This is a genomic window from Helcobacillus massiliensis (genome assembly GCF_014191425.1).
In the GTDB taxonomy this organism is placed as follows: Bacteria; Actinomycetota; Actinomycetes; order Actinomycetales; family Dermabacteraceae; genus Helcobacillus; species Helcobacillus massiliensis.
In genome coordinates this window covers 124,708-141,275 of sequence record NZ_JACHWP010000003.1, presented here as the reverse complement: position 1 = coordinate 141,275, position 16,568 = coordinate 124,708, and the positions used below count along the sequence as shown (strand labels likewise).

Genomic DNA, 16,568 nt, shown 5'->3' with positions numbered 1-16,568 from the left:
AGGGTCACTTAGCCTTGATCTTGTCGACGTTCTCCTGCGCCTTCTTGCTCATCTCGGCGGGGAGCGGGGCGCTGCCGGAGGAGCTCTCGGCGTCCTTCTGGCCCTGCTCGGAGATGACGAAGGAGGCGTAGGCCTTCACGAGGTCTGCCTTCTCCTGGCTGTCGTAGGTGTCGCAGACAGCCATGTAGGAGACGAGGACCAGCGGGTAGGCGCCGTCAGCGGTGGTGGTGCGGTTCAGCTCGAGGGCGAGGTCGCCGTCCTTGACCGGCTTGGAGTCGTCGACGGTCTTGCCGGCGCCCTCAGCGGACAGCTCGACGAACTTCTCGCCGACCTTGATCTTGGCGACGCCCACGTCCTTGGCCTGCGAGGCGTCGGCGTAGCCGATGGTGCCGTCGCCGCCCTTGACGGTGGACATCATGCCGGCGGTCTTGTCACCGGACTGGCCGCCCGACTCGTACCACTCTTCGATCGCACCGTGGGTCCACTCGTTCGGAGCAGCCTTGGAGAGGTAGTCGGTGAAGTTGCCGGTGGTGCCGGACTTGTCGGAGCGGTGCACCGGAACGATCGGCTTGGAGGGGAGCTCGGCGTCCGGGTTGTCAGCCTTGATCTTCGGGTCGTCCCACTTGGTGATGGTGCCCGCGAAGATGCCGGCGAGGGTCTCCGGGGAGAGCTGCAGGTCGTCCACGCCCTCGAGGTTGTAGACCACGGCGATCGGGGAGATGTACACCGGGATGTTCATCGCGGTGCCGCCCTCACAGCGGTCCTTCGCCTTGGTCATCTCCTCCTCGTCGAGGAAGTCGTCGGTGCCGGCGAAGTCGGAGGCCTTGGAGAGGAATGCCTCGCGGCCCTTGCCGGAGCCGGTGGCGTCGTAGGTGACCTGTGCTTCGGGGTTCTGCGCGGTGAAGCCGGCGAGCCACGCGTCCTGTGCGCCGCCCTGGGAGGAGGCGCCGGAGCCCACGAGCTTGCCGGAGACCGGCTTGGAGTCGGACTTGCCGGTGTCGGCCTTGCCGCCGTCGACCGGCTTGCCGCCGTCGGAGCCGCATGCGGACAGAGCAAGGACGCTGACTGCACCCAGCGCAGCAATGGTCTTACGGGAGAAAACGTTCACTTCTCGTTCCTTTCCGGACGCGGTGTCCGGCACGGGGTCAGGGGTCCCGAATGGGACGGACCCAACGTACGGAGACGAGGTGTCCTCCAGCGCTCCGGTTGGTGAACACTGGGTGAACTCAGGGAACCTGGAGGAATCAGCCCAGGTCAGGCATATGTTTCTCGGTCGCTATGACCTTGCCCTCACTGGTCACATGAGCAACCAGCATCTCCCCTGAGAGCAGATACGGGTCCCCGTCGGGGAACGACGCGGCCACCTTCTTCTTCGCGCAGTTGCGCAGCGTGGTGAACACGGTCGGCAGCACGGGGCGGTGGGTGCAGATGAGGGTCGCCTCGCTCTGCTCCAGGGAGCGCGCCACCAGCGCCGCCACCTGGGAGGGCCGGCGGGAATGGTTGTCCTCGGTGAGCTGGGTCTTGACCACCACGTCCTGCCCGGCGCTCTCCGCGTACGGGATGACCGTGTCCAGACAGCGCTGCCACGGGGAGCTGATGACGCTGGAGGGGTCGAAGGCGGAGATCAGATTCGGCAGCGCGGACGCCTGTTTGCGACCCTTCTTGGTGAGCGGCCGACTCGCCTCCTCACCACTGGGCCACTTCGAGCGGGGCAGGGCCGAGGCGTGGCGCTGCACGATGACCGCGGCCGTCCGGTGCTGGTTCTTCCTGACGGACTTCGCGAACGTGCGGATCAGCTCCTGATCGTGCTCGCCGGTGGCGCGGGCGAGCGCTTCGTCGAGGCTCATCCACTGAACCTGGTCCACTTCACCGCGGTTCACCGGTCCCGGGCGACGGCGCGCACGCACCGTGCCGACCCAGTAGGCGACGAACTTCGTGTTCCGGCCCACCTTGTACTGGGTGGACGGCAGCGGCCGGTGGAGACGGATCGCATAGCCGGTCTCCTCCTCCACTTCGCGGACGGCCGCGGCGGGGAAGGATTCGCGCTTGTCCAACTTGCCCTTGGGGATCGACCAATCGTTGTAGCTGGGGCGATGGATGAGCAGAACTTCGATGGACCCGTTGTGCTCGCGCCAGACGAGCGCACCGGCGGCCAGAACGATCTTGGAGGGCACGGATTCGCTTTCGCTTGCTGGTGATGTCGGCGCCCATGTTCCCCCTGCGGACTGCCGATCTGACTGTCAGGAACGGCTGCTGTGAGGGATCAGCTGGAGGTGCCGGCCCGTCACGGCGAAGCCGAGCTTCTCATACATGGTCACCGCAGGCGCGTTGTCGCCGTCGGCGAAGAGGTCCACCGCGGCGCCGTCGGCTGCGGCGATGCCGCGGGTGGTGAGGGCGGCGCCGAGCTTCTGCCCCTGGGCCGACGGGTCCACACCCACCACGTACACCTCGACCCCGCCGTCCTCCCGCTTCAGCCAGGAGAAGCCGAGCAGGTCGCCGTTCGCGCTGCGGGCCAGCAGCAGGTCCTCCGCTCTGAACCACGGCTCGGCCATGCGCGCCTGCAGGTCCTCACGGGTGAGCCGCCCCTGTTCGGGGTGGTCGGCGAAGGCGCGGGCGTTGACGGCGACGAGATCGTCGAGGTCGCACTCACCGGCGTAGGGGGCGAAGGCGATGTCCGCGGCCGACGGGTCCACGACTTCGATCGGTGCGGCCTCGCGGCGCATCTGCAGCAGCTCACGCACCGCGGTGAATCCGCGGCTGCGCAGGAAGGTGAGGGAATCGCCGGATCCGCCGTGCACCCAGACGGCGGGGGTGGTGCCGTCGGCCGCGGCCTGGGCGGTGGCGGCGGTGAGCAGTCGGGAGCCGAGGCCCGTCCGGCGGTGATCGGGGTGGACCATGCCCTGCACGGTTCCGTCGGCCAGCAGGCTGACGTACCCGAGCGCAGCACCGCCGTCCCCGGTGATGAGGCCGTGGCGGGCGGCGCCAGGACGAGTGAGGGCGAGGTGGGCCGCTTCGTCGAGGGCGGCGTCCCCGTCGGCCTGCTCGGCTGTCCGCAGAAGGTCCCGCACAGCGTCCACCTCGGCGGGCGCGAGTTCGGTGACCAGGGCGTCGGATGTCATCGGTCCTCCTCATCGGAACTACACTCAACTGTAACGAGTTGTCTGAGCAGAACGGCGGTCGTCGATGGTCCAGCAGGTGCGGGCTCCCCTCGGGAGCGCCCTGACGCTGCTCCTCTCCCTGTCCACGCTGTCCACGCTGTTCGCACGCGAACTGCTGATCGCGGGGATCGTCGTGACGATCGGCCTGCTCGCCTGGGGGTGGCCGCGCCTGCTGGAGCTGCCGGCGCCCCGTTCGGCGACCTTTCTGATCGCAGCGTCCGGCCTGTCCGCCCTCGGGGTGGGCTGGCTGCTGAACACGGAGCTGAGCCTCGAAGTGCCGATCTCCGTGGTGATGGCGATCGTGTTCTTCCTGTGCATCATGCGGGAAATGCTGCGGCCCTCCCGTCACCGCCTCACCCTGTCGCTGTCCGGCACGGTGGTGGGCTGCCTGTTCAGCCTGCTGTGCGTGACCTGGCTGCAGGCGTTCTCCCTGGCGCAGGCGTCGCCGTGGCGCGCCGACGCCCTGTTCGCCTCCCTCACCCTGGGGCTGTGCGCCAGCCTCGCCGTGCTGGCGCTGCCGGGCAGCGGGAAGGCGCGGGTGCCGGGCTCAATCATCGCCGGTGCCGTGATGTGCTCCCTGATGGCGACCGTGTTCACCTCTCCGATCCTCACGATCCTGCTGTGCGGGGCGATGGGGGCCGTGGTGGCGGGCGTTGCCGTGTCCACCCACTATCTGATGGTGCGCGTCATCGCCGCGTACGACAACGCCGGGTACGCAGCCGTCGGCGCCGCCCCCGTGGCGGTGGCCGGGGTGGCGGTGCTGCTGTTCATGCGCGCCGGCATCCAGTGGCTCGGCCTCGGCTGAGCGCCCTCCCCACCTGCCCAGCCGATGCTCCCATCGCCGTGTCCGACGCGTCCGCTGCGGTGACGGCGCTGATCGCGGTGCGCGCAGCAACGACGTAGGATGGCGGGCATGGAACAAGCACTGTCTGTCATCTTCCTCATCCTCTCCGGCCTGGTGGGCGTGGGCACAGCCGGCTTCGCGTACGTCGTGGTCTCCCGCCTGTTCAACCGCGGCTGATATGGCGATCCCGCTCGACGACACCCTCCACCCCGACATCCGCCCCCTCGCGTGGCTCGTCGGTGAATGGAGCGGCACCGGCGCCGCTCAGCTCACCGGTGACGACGGCGAAGAGCACGGCCGCCGCATCGAACAGCGCGTCACCGTGTCCCACAGCGGCACCCTCGAGCTCACCTGGACGATGCAGACCTGGCTGCTGCGCACCGACGACGACGGCCCCGAACGCGAACTCCTCATGAAGGAGCGCGGCACCTGGACCACCACCGGTCTGCTGCCCGGCCAGAACGAAGAGGCCGCCGCTGCCGCCCCCGCCGGCTCCCCCGAGTCCTACCTCTCCCACGGTGTCCGCTTCACCGTGGACGGCGGAGAGACCTGGAACGGTGAGGTCCGCGGACCGCGCCTCCATGTGGGAGCGCAGGCCGACGGGCGCTTCTTCATCCGCATGTTCGGCATGATCGGCCCCCGCATCATGTGGCTGCAGGAAGCTGGGGACTCCCCCACGAACCTGTCCCCCACCCTGTCGGTGGAGCTGGATCGCTCATGAGCGCGCTGAACACCCTCATCACCCGGGGCGCCGTTCCCGGCGACGGGCCCGACGCCGCTGCCGCCTGGCACTACGGCGAACTGCTGCGCGAGCAGCGCCGCCTCGAGGACGGCCGCGCCGTGGTGGACCTGCCGCACCTGGAGATCATCGAAGTCTCCGGTCCGGACCGCCTCACCTGGCTGACCACCATCACCTCGCAGGACCTCTCGGCCCTCGCCGACGGTGACAGCGCCGAACTGACGGTGCTGTCCCCGCAGGGCCGCGTGGAGCACTGGGCGCAGGTCATCGGCACCCCTGATTCCGTGCTCATGATCCTGGATACCGGAGCTCGGGCAGGCCTGCGCGGCTACCTGGAGCTGATGACGTTCGCGAACCGGATCGAGCTCACCGACCGCGACGATCTGCGCGCCCTCGGCGCCACGTGCTCCCTGCGCGGGTTCATCGACGGCGCCGAGCCCGTCGCCGAGTTCGAGGAGTCATGGCCTGAGGTGGCGCCCGGGGGTGTCGCCTACAGCACCGGCCCGGATCTGGTGGAGCCGTGGTTCATCGGCCTGTTCGAGGAGTCCGCGCTGCGGACCGCCGTGGCGGAGGGCCGCCTGAAGGCCGAGCAGATGGCCGGGCTGGCCGCCGCTGAAGCGATCCGCGTGCTCAACCACCGGCCCCGTTTCGCCCGCGACGTCGACGACCGCTCCATCCCTCACGAACTGGACCTGCTGCGCACCGCCGTGCACACCGCGAAGGGCTGCTACCGGGGCCAGGAGACGGTCGCGAAGGTGCTGAACCTTGGGCAGCCGCCGCGCCGGCTCGTCCTGCTGCACTTCGACGGCTCCCAGGACCTGCTCGTGCCGGTGGGCGCCGAGGTGAAGTTCGGGAAGAAGAGCGTCGGCACCGTGACGACATCGGTGGTCCACGCCGATGCGGGGCCCGTCGGCCTCGCCCTGGTGCGCCGCGCCGTCCCCCTCGACCAGCCGCTGACCGTGCAGTTCACGGTGGGTGAGGACGAAGTCGCGGTCGACGCCGCTCAGGAGCCGATCGTGCGCGAACGCGAGCATGCCGCCCGGCCGACGACGTCCAGCCTGACGAGGCGCTGACGTGGCTCCGCCGGTCTCGGACCGTGTGCGCATGGCCGTCGGCGGCTGGGCCGGGGGCGGCTTCACACGCGTGAAGCTGAGCCTGCCCCAGATCCTCCTCGCGGCGGGCACCGCCGCGGTCGCGTACCTGATCTGCCTGACCCTGTGGGGCCACCAGTACCCTTTCTTCGCGTCCATCACCGCCTTCATCATCATCGGATTCACCCTGGAGACGAAGGTGAACAAGGTGCTGGGGTTCTCCTTCGGGGTTCTGCTCGGCGTGCTGCTCGGGGAGACCGCCCGGCTCACGATCGGCTCCGGCGTATGGCAGATCTTCGTGACGATCACGGTGGCGGTCACGATCTCCCGGTTCCTCAACGACGGCATCGTGTTCTCCATCCAGGCGGGCATCCAGTCCCTGCTGGTGATGGTGATGCCGGTGACGCCGGTGATGGAGCCGACCAGTCGCATCGTCGACGCCCTCACCGGGATCATCCTCGGCGCGATCGCGTCGTTCCTGTTCACCGGGGATCCGCGCCGCGCCCAGTCCCGCGCCGCGAACAGCTTCTTCCTCGAGCTGGAGGATGCCCTCAACTCCCTCGCGCTCAGTGCCCGCACCGGCACACAGGACGTGGCGCGGGCCGCGCTGCGGAGTCTGCGCCGCAGCTCCCAGCGCCACACGGACGCCTGGCAGCTCGCCAATGATGCGGCGGAGGAGATCACCACCTACTCCCCCACCGCGCACCGGCACGCCCGGCATGTTCAGAAGGTGCATCATCTGCTGGTGGGCTCCGACCGCGCCATGCGCAACGTCCGAGTGATCGCGCGCCGCCAGGTCGAGTTCATGTCGGCCTCGCCCGGGCGCGAATTCCCCACCCTCGCCGCTGCCTATGTGGCAGGCGTGGACGCTGTGCAGGCGATCCGCCTCTCGGTGGGTGAGGACGCGGAGTTCACCGAGGCGCGCCGCAAGCTCAAGGAGTTCACCGCGTACCTCACGCCGGAGGACCTGCTGCGTCCTCGCGGCGAGGATCCGCTGGGCCGTGCCGCTCACTTCCAGGGCATCACCCTCGTTATCCAGCTGCGGTCGCTCGCGATCGACCTGCTGGAGGCGACGGGCCTGGAGGCGGCGGAGGCGCGCAGGTTCCTGCCGTCGCTGATCGTCGCGTCCGACGGCAACGCGATCGGGCCGCGCCCCCTCACGATGGAGCTGCAGGCCGTGGAGCCGCCGGCCACGACCGAGGCGCTGGAGCTGCTCATCACCGACCGTACCGACCCGGACCGCAATCACCCGCGGCGTCTGACATAGGATGGCTGCGTGTTCGCCTTCGTCATTGCTTCGTGGATCCAGTTCGTCCTGCTCATCCTCACCCTCGGTGTGGAGGTGTGGGCGTTCATCAACGCAGTCCGCTTCAGCAATGACGCCTACAACGCGACCTTCCGGCGCCCGAAGGGCTTCTGGGTGGCGCTGACTGGAGGCGCGCTCGCCGTCGGCGTGCTCAGCTTCCTGTCCGGCGGCCGGCTCTTCCTGCTGTCCATGGCGGCGGTGTGCGTGGCCGGCGTGTTCCTCGCGGACATGCTGCCGAACCTGAAGCGGGTGACCGGCCGGTGAACCGCGCACCGCAGAGCCGCAATGATCTGCGCGCCGACCCCGCTGGGGAGCGGCGCCTCCAGATCGCGTTCGCACTCATCGTCATCGCGGCGATCGCCGGTCTGGTCGGCATCTTCTTCATCTTCACCGGGAGCGCCCTGGCGTCCGCCCCGGTCATCGTCTCCACCGTGGTGACGGCGATCTTCTTCGGCGCCGGCCTGTTCCTCTGGACCCGGGACGTCTGACCGCGGGGACGACGGATCGGCTAGTCGGCAGCGGCATCCGTCGGCCGCACGAGGACGGCGGCGGCGAGGCCCTCATCGGCCAGAGCGTCCGCACCCACAGTGACGCGCGCCCCCGGCAGCAGGCCGTGCTCACGCGCCCGGCCGAGGACGGCAGGGTCCGCGTCGGACACCCGCACCACCGTCACCGAGGACCCCGTCTCCGCGTCCGCGAGCGCGGCGGGCCGGGAGGAGCTCAGCGGCGGCAGGACGCCGTCGGCCGACGGGATCGGATCCCCATGCGGGTCCTGCTGCGGATGCTCGAGCAGGCGGTCGATGCGGTCCAGGAACAGGTCGCTGACCGCGTGCTCCAGCCGTTCGGCCTCATCATGCACCTCGTCCCACGCATACCCCACGGCCTCCACGAGGTACGTCTCGATGAGGCGGTGGCGGCGCACCATCTGCAGGGCGAGGCGCCGGCCAAGGTCGGTGAGCTCAGCCGGCCGGTACGGCTCGTGCGTCAGCAGGCCCTGCGCGGTGAGGCGGCGGACCGTGTCGGTGACGGCGGCGCGGGAGGTGCCGAACCGTTCGGCGAGCTGGGCGGCCGACGGGGGCTGGGAGTCCCATTCGGCCGCGGCCCAGATCGCCTTCACATAGTCCTGAGCCACCGGGGTCAGATCGTCGATGTCCACGGTCCCCACCATAGTGCGACCAGCAGGAGGTTGAGTGCGATGATCGCGACGGCCGTCGTCCACGCGGCGACGATGACCCAGCGGGACGTGGGGTGCTCGGCCATGAGGGTGCGGTCGGAGGCGAACCGCACCAGGGGCACGAGCGCGAACGGGATGCCGAGGCTCAGCACCACCTGGCTGAGGACGAGCGCTTCTGTGGGGTCGGCGCCGATCGCGAGGATGAGGAGGGCCGGCAGGACGGTGACGGCGCGGCGGGCCAGCAGGGGGATCCGACGGTGCAGCAGGCCCGCCATGATCTCCGACCCCGCGAACGCTCCCACGCTTGTGGAGGCGAGGGCGGAGGCGAGCAGACCCACCGCGAACAGTCCCCCGACGACGGGGCCGACCTGAGCGGCGATCTGCGCGTGGGCGCCGTCGATCGTGTCGGTCCCGTCGGCCCCTGGGAGGGCCGCGGCGGCGAGCACGAGCATGCCGATGTTGACCGAGCCGGCGAGGAGGAGGGAGAGGACCACGTCGATGCGGGTGGCGTGCAGCAGGCGGGCCCGGGTAGTGGCGCCGGAGCGGCCGGTGCCGGTGCGGGCGGCGCTGGTTCGGGTGGCGCCGGTGCGCTCGGCGTGATCCCGCCCCAGGCTGGAGTGCAGGTAGATGACGTGCGGCATCACGGTGGCGCCGAGCATGCTGGCGGCGATCAGCACCGCGTTCGTGTCGGCAAACCGAGGCACCAGGCCGCCGGCGATGCCGGTGGCGCTGACCGGGGCGATGACGAGCCCGGCGAGGAACCCGCCGGTGATGATGAGCAGCAGTCCGAGGATGACGATCTCGAAGGTACGGGAGCGGTGGCGGGTCTGGAGGGCGAGGATGCCGAGGGAGACCACCGCGGTGATGACCCCGCCGACGAGCAGGGGCAGGTCGAAGAGGATGTGCAGCGCGATGGCACCGCCCACCACTTCGGCGAGGTCGGTGGCGGCGGCGACGAGTTCCGCCTGCGCCCAGTACGTGAGGCGGCTGCGCCGGCCGAGGCGCTCCCCCACCAGCTGCGGCAGGGAACGGCCGGAGGTGATCCCGACCTTTGCGGAGAGGTACTGGACGAGCACCGCCATGAGGTTGGCGAGCACCAGCACCCACAGCAGGCCGTAGCCGTAGTCGGCGCCGGCGGTGAGGTTGGCGGCGACGTTGCCGGGGTCCACGTAGGCGACAGCGGCGACGAACGCGGGACCGAGCAGGACGATGAGGCGAGACCGAGCAGACATGAAAGTTAAGTTACCTTAACTTCCGGTGATCACCTCATCAGCTGATCCACGGCGATCTGCGCATCCACCAGGTCGCGCAGGGGCCCGTCGGCCTGTCGCGATACCCGCAGCAGGATCGCGAGCGCCCCGATGACCTGCTCGTAACGGTCGGACGGCTCGTCGATCGGCCACGGCTCGGTGCCGAGTCGGCGCAGAAATGAGCTGGCGGATGCGTCGTGGTACGGCACGTACTCCCACGGTGCGAGTCCGAAGAGGACCGCGGCGCCGATGCCCATGACGGCTTCGGCGGTGAGGTCGGAGTCGTAGGCCCGCAGCGCGGGGACCATGGAGTCGAGAGCACTGGAGCCGGTGCCGGCGGCGAACAGCTGGGCGAAGGCGGAGTCCACCTGCTGGGCGCCCACCCGGTCTCGGGCGTCGCCGATCATCCGCAGAGCATCAGGGTCGGCGAGGGCGCGGGTTTCGGCGGCGGCGCGGAAGTCGTCGAACCAGGTGTCGTCACCGCGGGAGAAGGCCTCGGCGATGGCGGCGAAGTCGTCAGCGTAGGAGAGCGCAGCGACGCGGCGCTGATCCCGAGTCGGGGCCTCGGCGGGGACGGTCTCGACGATGCGGCCGATCGCGTCGATGAACTCCGGTGTGGTGGTGATCCTCATGGCCTCACTCTAGCCGCGACGGCCCGGGACCTCAGGCGAGCCCACCAGCCGAGGCTCGGCGAGGTTGCCTGGACGCTCATCTGTCCCTCACCGGTCGATCATCCTGTGTTCCCCATCGTGTTGCTGGGCCGCACCAAGGTGGGCATCGTGACCGGCCCATCCGGACGCTGCGCCGCGGGGCCCTCACGATGACCGAATCCTGGAAGGAGCCCGTCCATGAAGATGTCAGTGATCGGAGTCGGCTACCTCGGTGCGGTTCATGCCGCGTCGATGGCGAAGCTGGGGCATGACGTGGTCGGCATCGACATCGATGCCGACCGAGTCGCCGCTCTCAACGAGGGCCGCTCCCCCTTCTTCGAACCGGGATTCGATGAGCTGCTGTCCGACGGGATCAGCAGCGGCACACTGCGCTTCACCACCGACTGGGCGGACCTCACCGACTGCCGGGTGCACTTCCTCGCGCTCGGCACACCGCAGAAGCCGGATTCGAACAGCGCGGACCTGTCCTACATCCAGTCGGCGCTGGCCTCCCTGACCGGCGCCCTCGCTGCCGCCGGTGCCTCCGGCGGGGGCGACGGGTCCCGCCCGCTGATCGTCGGGAAGTCGACCGTTCCCGTCGGCACTGCCCGCAAGCTGCGCGACCAGGTGGCCGACCATGCTGACCTCATGTGGAACCCCGAGTTCCTCCGCGAAGGCTTCGCCGTCCAGGACACCCTCACCCCGGACCGCCTCGTGTACGGCGTCGCCGCCGACGACGAGACCGCACCCGAAGTCGCGATCCTCGACGAGGTGTACCGGGCCATCATCGACACCGGTGTGCCCCGCTTCGTCTACGGCCTGGAGACCTCCGAACTGGTGAAGGTCAGCGCCAACGCGTTCCTCGCCACGAAGATCTCCTTCATCAACGCGATCGCCGAGGTGTGCGAAGCCACCGGCGGTGACGTCACCCAGGTGGCGGAGGCGATCGGGGCGGATGAGCGCATCGGGTCGAAGTTCCTGCGCGCCGGTCTCGGCTTCGGCGGCGGCTGCCTCCCGAAGGACATCCGGGCGTTCATGGCCCGCGCGGAGGAGCTGAACGTCGGTGAGGCGGTCGGTTTCCTCCGCGAGATCGACGCGATCAACATCCGCCGGCGTGAGCGCGTCCTCAACCTCGCCCGCCTCGAACTGCAGGGGGATCTCGCCGGTAAGCGCGTCACCGTGCTCGGCGCCGCGTTCAAGCCGAACAGTGACGACACCCGCGACTCCCCCGCTCTCGACGTGGCCCACATGCTGCATCGGGAGGGCGCGAAGGTGACGGTGACGGACCCGCAGGCGATCCCCAATGCCCGCAGGCGCTTCCCGGAGCTCACGTATGTGGAGAACTGTGAGGAGGCGATGATCGATGCGGAACTGGTCATCCTCGGCACCGAGTGGGCGCGCTTCAGGGAACTGTCGCCGACGGTGACGATGCGGCTCGTGCACCCGGGCGCGTCCATCATCGACGCCCGCAACGTCCTCGATCCGGCCGCGTGGCGCGCCGCCGGCTGGGTGTTCCACGCTCTCGGCCGCATGTCGCCCCAGCACAGCTTCCCGGTGCAGCAGCCGTCGTGGATGGCCGACGGATGCCGATCTCAGAAGAAGCGCGTCGCGCAGCCCGTTGCCGCCCGGCCCGCCACTGCGCACGCGAATGTCCCCCAGCCCACCGCCGCGCACGCGAGCGCCGGCGCGGCCGCAGACACCGGCACGGTCACCAGCGTCGGCGCGGCCGCAGGCGCCTGAGAGCAGGCACGGGCGTCTATCGGCTGGCTGTTGCGATAGAGCGGCTGCCCTGCCGCTAGGCGCCCATGCCCGTCCCGGCGGGGCGGGTCAGGGAGCAGACGGCCGGGCCAGAGCGGAGCCGGAGTAGTCGGTGAGCAGGCGGCAGGGTCAGAGCGCGGCCGGAGGGGTCGGGGCGCCGGCGGGCGGCTGGATCTTCGGGTAGCGGCCGCTGACGGCCGAGACTGCGGCAGCGGAACCGGTGGGGGCGGTGGCTCCGTCGGCCCCTGCAGCGCCCGCGGCGCCAGCGGATCCGTCAACACCCGGGGTCCCCGCGGTGACGGTGCGGCGGGCGGGCGCCGGATCCCAGTGGCCGTCCACGAGGCGGCGCTGCACCAGGATCGCCGCCCCGAGCAGGAGGGCGCCGAACACGAGCAGCAGGACCGCGCCGAGCACGGTGCCCGCCGACGCTCCCCACCCGAGCAGGATGCCGACCACGGCGAAGTCCGTGTCGCCGAACGTGGTGTTCGCGGAACCGAACGAGCCGAGCACCCCCATCAGCAGGGCGGGCAGGAACGTCACCAGCAGGCCGTTGACGAACGCGCCGACGATGGCTCCGCGCCGGCCACCGGTCGCGTTGCCGAACACGCCCGCTGCGCCGCCGGTGAAGAAGTGCGGCACCAGGCCCGGCAGGATCAGCGCGAGGCCGAACGCCGGCCCGAACACGGTGCCGAGCAGCAGCAGGCCGATCAGACCGCCGGTGAACGAGGACAGGAATCCGATCAGCACGGCGTTCTGCGCGTACGGGAACACGATCGGGCAGTCCAGCGCGGGGATCGCGCCCGGCACCACCTTCTTCGCAATGCCCTGGAACGCGGGCACGAGCTCACCGAGGATGGTGCGCACACCGAACAGGATCACCGCCACGGCGATGCCGAACTGGAGGCCCTGCGTCACCGCCAGCATGATGAAGTTGCCGACGCTTGATGCGCCCGCCTCCCCCGGCCCGGCGGCGAACGCCGCGAACGCCTTCTCCTGGCCGACCCGGGCCAGCGCCACCAGCGCCACGATCACGTACATGATCACCATCGACAGCGCGGTCGCGACCATCGAGTCGCGCAGGAACCGCAGCGACTCCGGCACCCTGATGTCCTCGGTGGAGCGGGAGCGGCCCTTCGGGTCCACGAGGCGGCCCACAGCGCCCGCGGCGATGTACCCGGCGGTGCCGAAGTGGCCGATCGCGATCGCATCGTTCCCGGTGACCTTGCGGGTCCAGACGTGCCCGAGTGCGGGGGTCGCGACCATGATGATGCCGAGCAGAACGGCGCCGATCAGCACCACCAGCACGGACGGCATCCCCGCGGACGCCAGCACGATCGTCAGCAGGGTGGCCATGAACAGCAGGTGGTGCCCGGTGAGGAACACGTACCGCAGCGGAGTGATGCGCGCCAGCAGGATCGCGACGAGGAACCCGGCGATCATCAGCCACGACACCTGCGCGCCGAAGTCCTGCTGGGCGATGCCGACGATCGCCTCATTCGTGGGCACCACACCCTGCGCGCCGAGCGCGTCCTCGATCATGGTGCCCAGCGGCGCGAGCGAAGCGACGACGAGGCCGGCGCCGGCGCCGATGAGGAGGAACCCGAGGGTGGCTTTGACGGCGCCCCCGATCACCTGGCCGGTGGAGCGCCGCAGCGCGAGCAGGCCGACTGCGGTGATCAGGCCGATGAGGAAGGCGGGGACCGCAAGGATCTCGTTGACGATGAACGCGGCGATGCTGACCAGGATGTCCATGACGTCAGACTACCGGGCGGGGAGACCCCGTCGGCCGCTACGATTCCCGCCATGAAGCCGTTCATTGTGATCGCCACCCGAGCCGACGCCGCCGCCGACCCCGAGTACGAGGCGATCCTGCGGTTCTCGGGCCTGCAGCCGTCTCAGCTGCGCCGTGTCCGCCTCGAAGCAGGGCCCTTCCCCTCCGACATCGACCTCGACGACATCTCCGGCATCATCGTGGGCGGCTCGCCCTACACCACCTCAGATCCGCCCCATGCGAAGTCTGCGGAGCAGGTCGCGGCGGAGGCGGAGCTGTCGGCGCTGCTGGACCAGGTCATCGACCGCGACATCCCCTTCTTCGGCGCCTGCTACGGCGTGGGCACGCTCGGCGTCCACCAGGGCGCGGTGCTGAGCACCGAATACGGGGAGGAGGTGGGCCCCACGCCGATCACGCTCACGGCCGACGGCGCCGCCGACCCGCTGATCCGGCAGGCTGACCTGCCGGGCACGTTCCCCGCGTTCGTGGGGCACAAGGAGGGAGTGGCATCCCTGCCGGAGCATGCCGTGGTGCTCGCCACCGGTGAGGCCGCACCGGTTCAGATGTTCCGCGTGGGGACCCGGCAGTACGCAACCCAGTTCCATCCGGAACTGGACCAGCAGGGCCTGGCGGAGCGCATCCGCATCTACCGCCACGAGGGATACTTCGCGCCCGAGGAGATGGACGAGCTGCTGGGCCGGGTGGCGCAGGCGCGCACCCCGGAGGCGAACCGTCTGCTGCGGGCGTTCGTGGAACTGTTCGCGCGGGACTGATCAGACGTCGTAGATGCGGCGCAGCGCCTGGTCGATCTCCTGCTTCGAGGTGAAGTCGCCGATCACTTCCATCGGCACCCCCACATCGCCGAGGGTCTTCGCGATCTCGCCGGAGGTGAGGATGAACGCCGCCTCCTTCGCACGGCCCTTCGCGGAGATCGTGTCCGTCGCCTCCGCATTCACGTAGCGGGTCCAGCCCCAGTCCTCCAGCACCTGCTCGAGCGTGTTCTTCAGGAACAGACTGGTGCCCAGTCCGTTGCCGCACACGGTCAGCGCCAGGTGCGTCTCAGTGCCGGTGCCGGCGGCGCGGTCGGCACCCGTCGGCCCCTCATCATCACCACGAGAAGGCGGGTCCGTCGCGGGCGGCGGCCCGGCGGGCGCCGCCCCGGCATCGCGGGTGCGCAGCACCCGTCGGACCGACTGCTCACTGCGGGCCGCGAACAGGCGCCGCCGCTGCTCCGCATCCGCGAGCACGCCGGCGAGCTGCGCGAGCGCCTGCTGATGCTGGTCGGAGTCCGCAGCGGCGAGCGCCACCACCATCTCCACCGGGTCGTTGCTCTCGTGCCCGAACTCGACCGGGTGGGCGAGCCGCAGCACCGACATCCCCGTGCGGGTCACGGAGTCCGACGGGCGCGCATGCGGCAGCGCGAACCCGGGGGCGATCACGATGTACGGGCCGTGCTCCTCCACGCTCGCGACCATCGCGTCGGTGTAGGCGGAGTCCGCAACCCCTGCCTCCTCCAACAGGGCACCCGCCGCGACGACGGCGCTGCGCCAGTCGGCGACCTCGGCTCGGATACGAACCGCTCCGGCGGGGATCAGGTCGGCGAGATCGGTCATGCGCTCCTCCTGGTGTGCGGGCGAATGCCCGGGGCTCGTGCGGGCCGAGGCCGGCCAGCGGTTTCAGCGTACACAGCGAACGACCGCCCCCCGGGTCTGCGGGGACGGTCGTTCACGTCAGCGGGCTGGACCCGCGTCGATTCGGCAGTGCGGGACCGTGGCGGTCCCGGGCCGCATCACTTCATCTTGGTGCCGGCGGAGCGGAGGTTCTCCGCCGCCTCGACCACGCGGGCGGCCATGCCGGCCTCAGCGGCCTTGCCCCAGGCGCGCGGGTCGTACATCTTCTTGTTGCCGACCTGGCCGTCCACCTTGAGGACACCGTCGTAGTTGCGGAGCATGTGCTCGGCGACGGGACGGGTGAAGGCGTACTGGGTGTCGGTGTCGACGTTCATCTTGATGACGCCGTTGTCCACGGCCTCCATGATGTCCTCGTGGGAGGAGCCGGAGCCGCCGTGCATCACGAGGTCGAACGGCGCGTCCTTGCCGTACTTCTCGCCCACAGCGTCCTGGATCTCCTTGAGGATCGACGGGGTGAGCTTCACGCCTCCCGGCTTGTACACGCCGTGCACGTTGCCGAAGGTGAGGGCGGTGAGGTAGCGGCCGTTCTCGCCGAGCCCGAGGGCCTCCACGATCGCCATGCCGTCCTCAACGGTGGAGAACAGCTTGGTCTTGTCAGAGGTGTCCGCGGCGATGCCGTCCTCCTCGCCGCCCACAACGCCGACCTCGATCTCGAGGATCTTCTTCGCCTCCTGCGACTTCTCCAGCAGGCGCTTGGCGATCTCGAGGTTCTCCTCGACCGGCACAGCGGAGCCGTCCCACATGTGCGACTGGAAGAGGGGGTTCAGGCCCTTCTTCACCCGGTTCTCGAGGTCCCAGTCGATCAGCGGGTCCACCCAGGTGGGGAGGATGTCCTTCGGGCAGTGGTCGGTGTGCAGTGCAACGGTGACGTCGTAGCTGTCAGCGATCACGTGGACGTACTCGGCGAACGCGAGGGAGCCCTTGACGCGGTCCTTGACGGTGGAGCCGGAGAAGTACTCAGCGCCGCCGAACGACACCTGGAGGATGCCGTCGGACTCCGCCTCTGCGAAGCCGCGGATGGCGGCGGTCGCGGTCTGCGAGGAGGACACGTTGATCGCGGGGTAGGCGAACTTGCCCTTCTTCGCGCGGTCGATCATCTCGGCGTACTTCTCTGGGGTTGCGATGGCCATCCCTGA

General features: G+C 69.9%; 17 protein-coding genes. 8 read left to right on the top strand and 9 right to left on the bottom strand.

The window, feature by feature from the left end; translation table 11 throughout:
- Positions 1-4 precede the first annotated feature (4 nt).
- The 3 genes from pstS to mshD form a co-directional block, all read right to left on the bottom strand.
- Entirely contained in the window at positions 5-1,108 is a 1,104-nt protein-coding gene (pstS, locus tag FHX50_RS07580; RefSeq protein WP_183376237.1) for a phosphate ABC transporter substrate-binding protein PstS, read from the bottom strand.
- 136 nt (positions 1,109-1,244) lie between these two features.
- Positions 1,245-2,174 (bottom strand): NUDIX hydrolase, encoded by a 930-nt coding sequence (locus FHX50_RS07575; protein ID WP_183376235.1) that lies wholly within the window; start codon positions 2,172-2,174, stop codon positions 1,245-1,247.
- Positions 2,175-2,240: 66 nt separating this feature from the next.
- Positions 2,241-3,119, bottom strand: a complete 879-nt coding sequence (gene mshD, locus FHX50_RS07570) for a mycothiol synthase (protein WP_183376233.1) — start codon at positions 3,117-3,119, stop codon at positions 2,241-2,243.
- 76 nt (positions 3,120-3,195) lie between these two features.
- Here mshD and FHX50_RS07565 point away from each other — a divergent pair, with 76 nt between their 5' ends.
- The 6 genes from FHX50_RS07565 (at position 3,196) to FHX50_RS07540 (ending at position 7,626) form a co-directional block, all read left to right on the top strand.
- Positions 3,196-3,963, top strand: a complete 768-nt coding sequence (locus FHX50_RS07565) for a hypothetical protein (protein WP_183376231.1) — start codon at positions 3,196-3,198, stop codon at positions 3,961-3,963.
- Between the two features lie 217 nt (positions 3,964-4,180).
- A complete protein-coding gene (locus FHX50_RS07560; RefSeq protein WP_183376229.1) occupies positions 4,181-4,723 on the top strand; it encodes a heme-binding beta-barrel domain-containing protein in 543 nt (180 codons plus the stop codon).
- Positions 4,720-5,814, top strand: a complete 1,095-nt coding sequence (ygfZ, locus tag FHX50_RS07555; protein WP_183376227.1) for a CAF17-like 4Fe-4S cluster assembly/insertion protein YgfZ — start codon at positions 4,720-4,722, stop codon at positions 5,812-5,814. Before FHX50_RS07560 ends, ygfZ begins: the two co-directional genes overlap by 4 nt.
- Position 5,815: 1 nt before the next feature.
- Positions 5,816-7,099, top strand: coding sequence for an FUSC family protein (locus FHX50_RS07550; RefSeq protein ID WP_239376238.1), 1,284 nt, complete (start codon positions 5,816-5,818; stop codon positions 7,097-7,099).
- A gap of 9 nt (positions 7,100-7,108) precedes the next feature.
- A complete protein-coding gene (locus tag FHX50_RS07545; protein ID WP_183376225.1) occupies positions 7,109-7,402 on the top strand; it encodes a DUF2516 family protein in 294 nt (97 codons plus the stop codon).
- The gene (locus FHX50_RS07540) at positions 7,399-7,626 is read left to right on the top strand and encodes a hypothetical protein (RefSeq protein WP_183376223.1); all 228 of its coding nucleotides are present in this window, start codon (positions 7,399-7,401) and stop codon (positions 7,624-7,626) included. Before FHX50_RS07545 ends, FHX50_RS07540 begins: the two co-directional genes overlap by 4 nt.
- 20 nt (positions 7,627-7,646) lie before the next feature.
- Here FHX50_RS07540 and FHX50_RS07535 read toward each other — a convergent pair whose 3' ends face one another.
- The 3 genes from FHX50_RS07535 to FHX50_RS07525 are packed head-to-tail and all read right to left on the bottom strand — an operon-like array spanning position 7,647 to position 10,194.
- Positions 7,647-8,294, bottom strand: a complete 648-nt coding sequence (locus tag FHX50_RS07535; RefSeq protein WP_183376221.1) for an iron dependent repressor, metal binding and dimerization domain protein — start codon at positions 8,292-8,294, stop codon at positions 7,647-7,649.
- Entirely contained in the window at positions 8,276-9,544 is a 1,269-nt protein-coding gene (locus FHX50_RS07530; RefSeq protein ID WP_183376219.1) for an Nramp family divalent metal transporter, read from the bottom strand. The genes FHX50_RS07535 and FHX50_RS07530 overlap by 19 nt, the downstream gene beginning before the upstream one ends.
- A gap of 29 nt (positions 9,545-9,573) precedes the next feature.
- Positions 9,574-10,194, bottom strand: coding sequence for a hypothetical protein (locus FHX50_RS07525; RefSeq protein WP_183376217.1), 621 nt, complete (start codon positions 10,192-10,194; stop codon positions 9,574-9,576).
- 216 nt (positions 10,195-10,410) lie between these two features.
- Between FHX50_RS07525 and FHX50_RS07520 the strand changes: the two genes are divergently transcribed.
- Positions 10,411-11,952: a UDP-glucose dehydrogenase family protein gene (locus tag FHX50_RS07520; protein ID WP_246370859.1), complete on the top strand. Its 1,542-nt coding sequence runs from the start codon at positions 10,411-10,413 to the stop codon at positions 11,950-11,952.
- A 147-nt stretch (positions 11,953-12,099) separates the two neighbouring features.
- On the opposite strand, the gene ulaA is transcribed toward FHX50_RS07520, so the two are convergent.
- The gene (gene ulaA, locus FHX50_RS07515; RefSeq protein ID WP_183376215.1) at positions 12,100-13,722 is read right to left on the bottom strand and encodes a PTS ascorbate transporter subunit IIC; all 1,623 of its coding nucleotides are present in this window, start codon (positions 13,720-13,722) and stop codon (positions 12,100-12,102) included.
- Positions 13,723-13,773: 51 nt separating this feature from the next.
- Between ulaA and FHX50_RS07510 the strand changes: the two genes are divergently transcribed.
- Positions 13,774-14,514 carry a glutamine amidotransferase gene (locus FHX50_RS07510; RefSeq protein ID WP_183376213.1) on the top strand — a complete coding sequence of 247 codons (741 nt, stop codon included), beginning with the start codon at positions 13,774-13,776 and terminating at the stop codon, positions 14,512-14,514.
- Here the strand turns inward: FHX50_RS07510 and FHX50_RS07505 are convergent, their stop codons facing one another.
- Complete coding sequence (locus FHX50_RS07505; protein ID WP_183376211.1) at positions 14,515-15,354, bottom strand: PTS sugar transporter subunit IIAB; 840 nt, start codon at positions 15,352-15,354, stop codon at positions 14,515-14,517. It lies immediately after the preceding gene.
- 176 nt (positions 15,355-15,530) lie between these two features.
- Positions 15,531-16,562, bottom strand: coding sequence for a class II fructose-bisphosphate aldolase (gene fbaA / locus FHX50_RS07500; protein WP_183376209.1), 1,032 nt, complete (start codon positions 16,560-16,562; stop codon positions 15,531-15,533).
- Positions 16,563-16,568 lie beyond the last annotated feature (6 nt).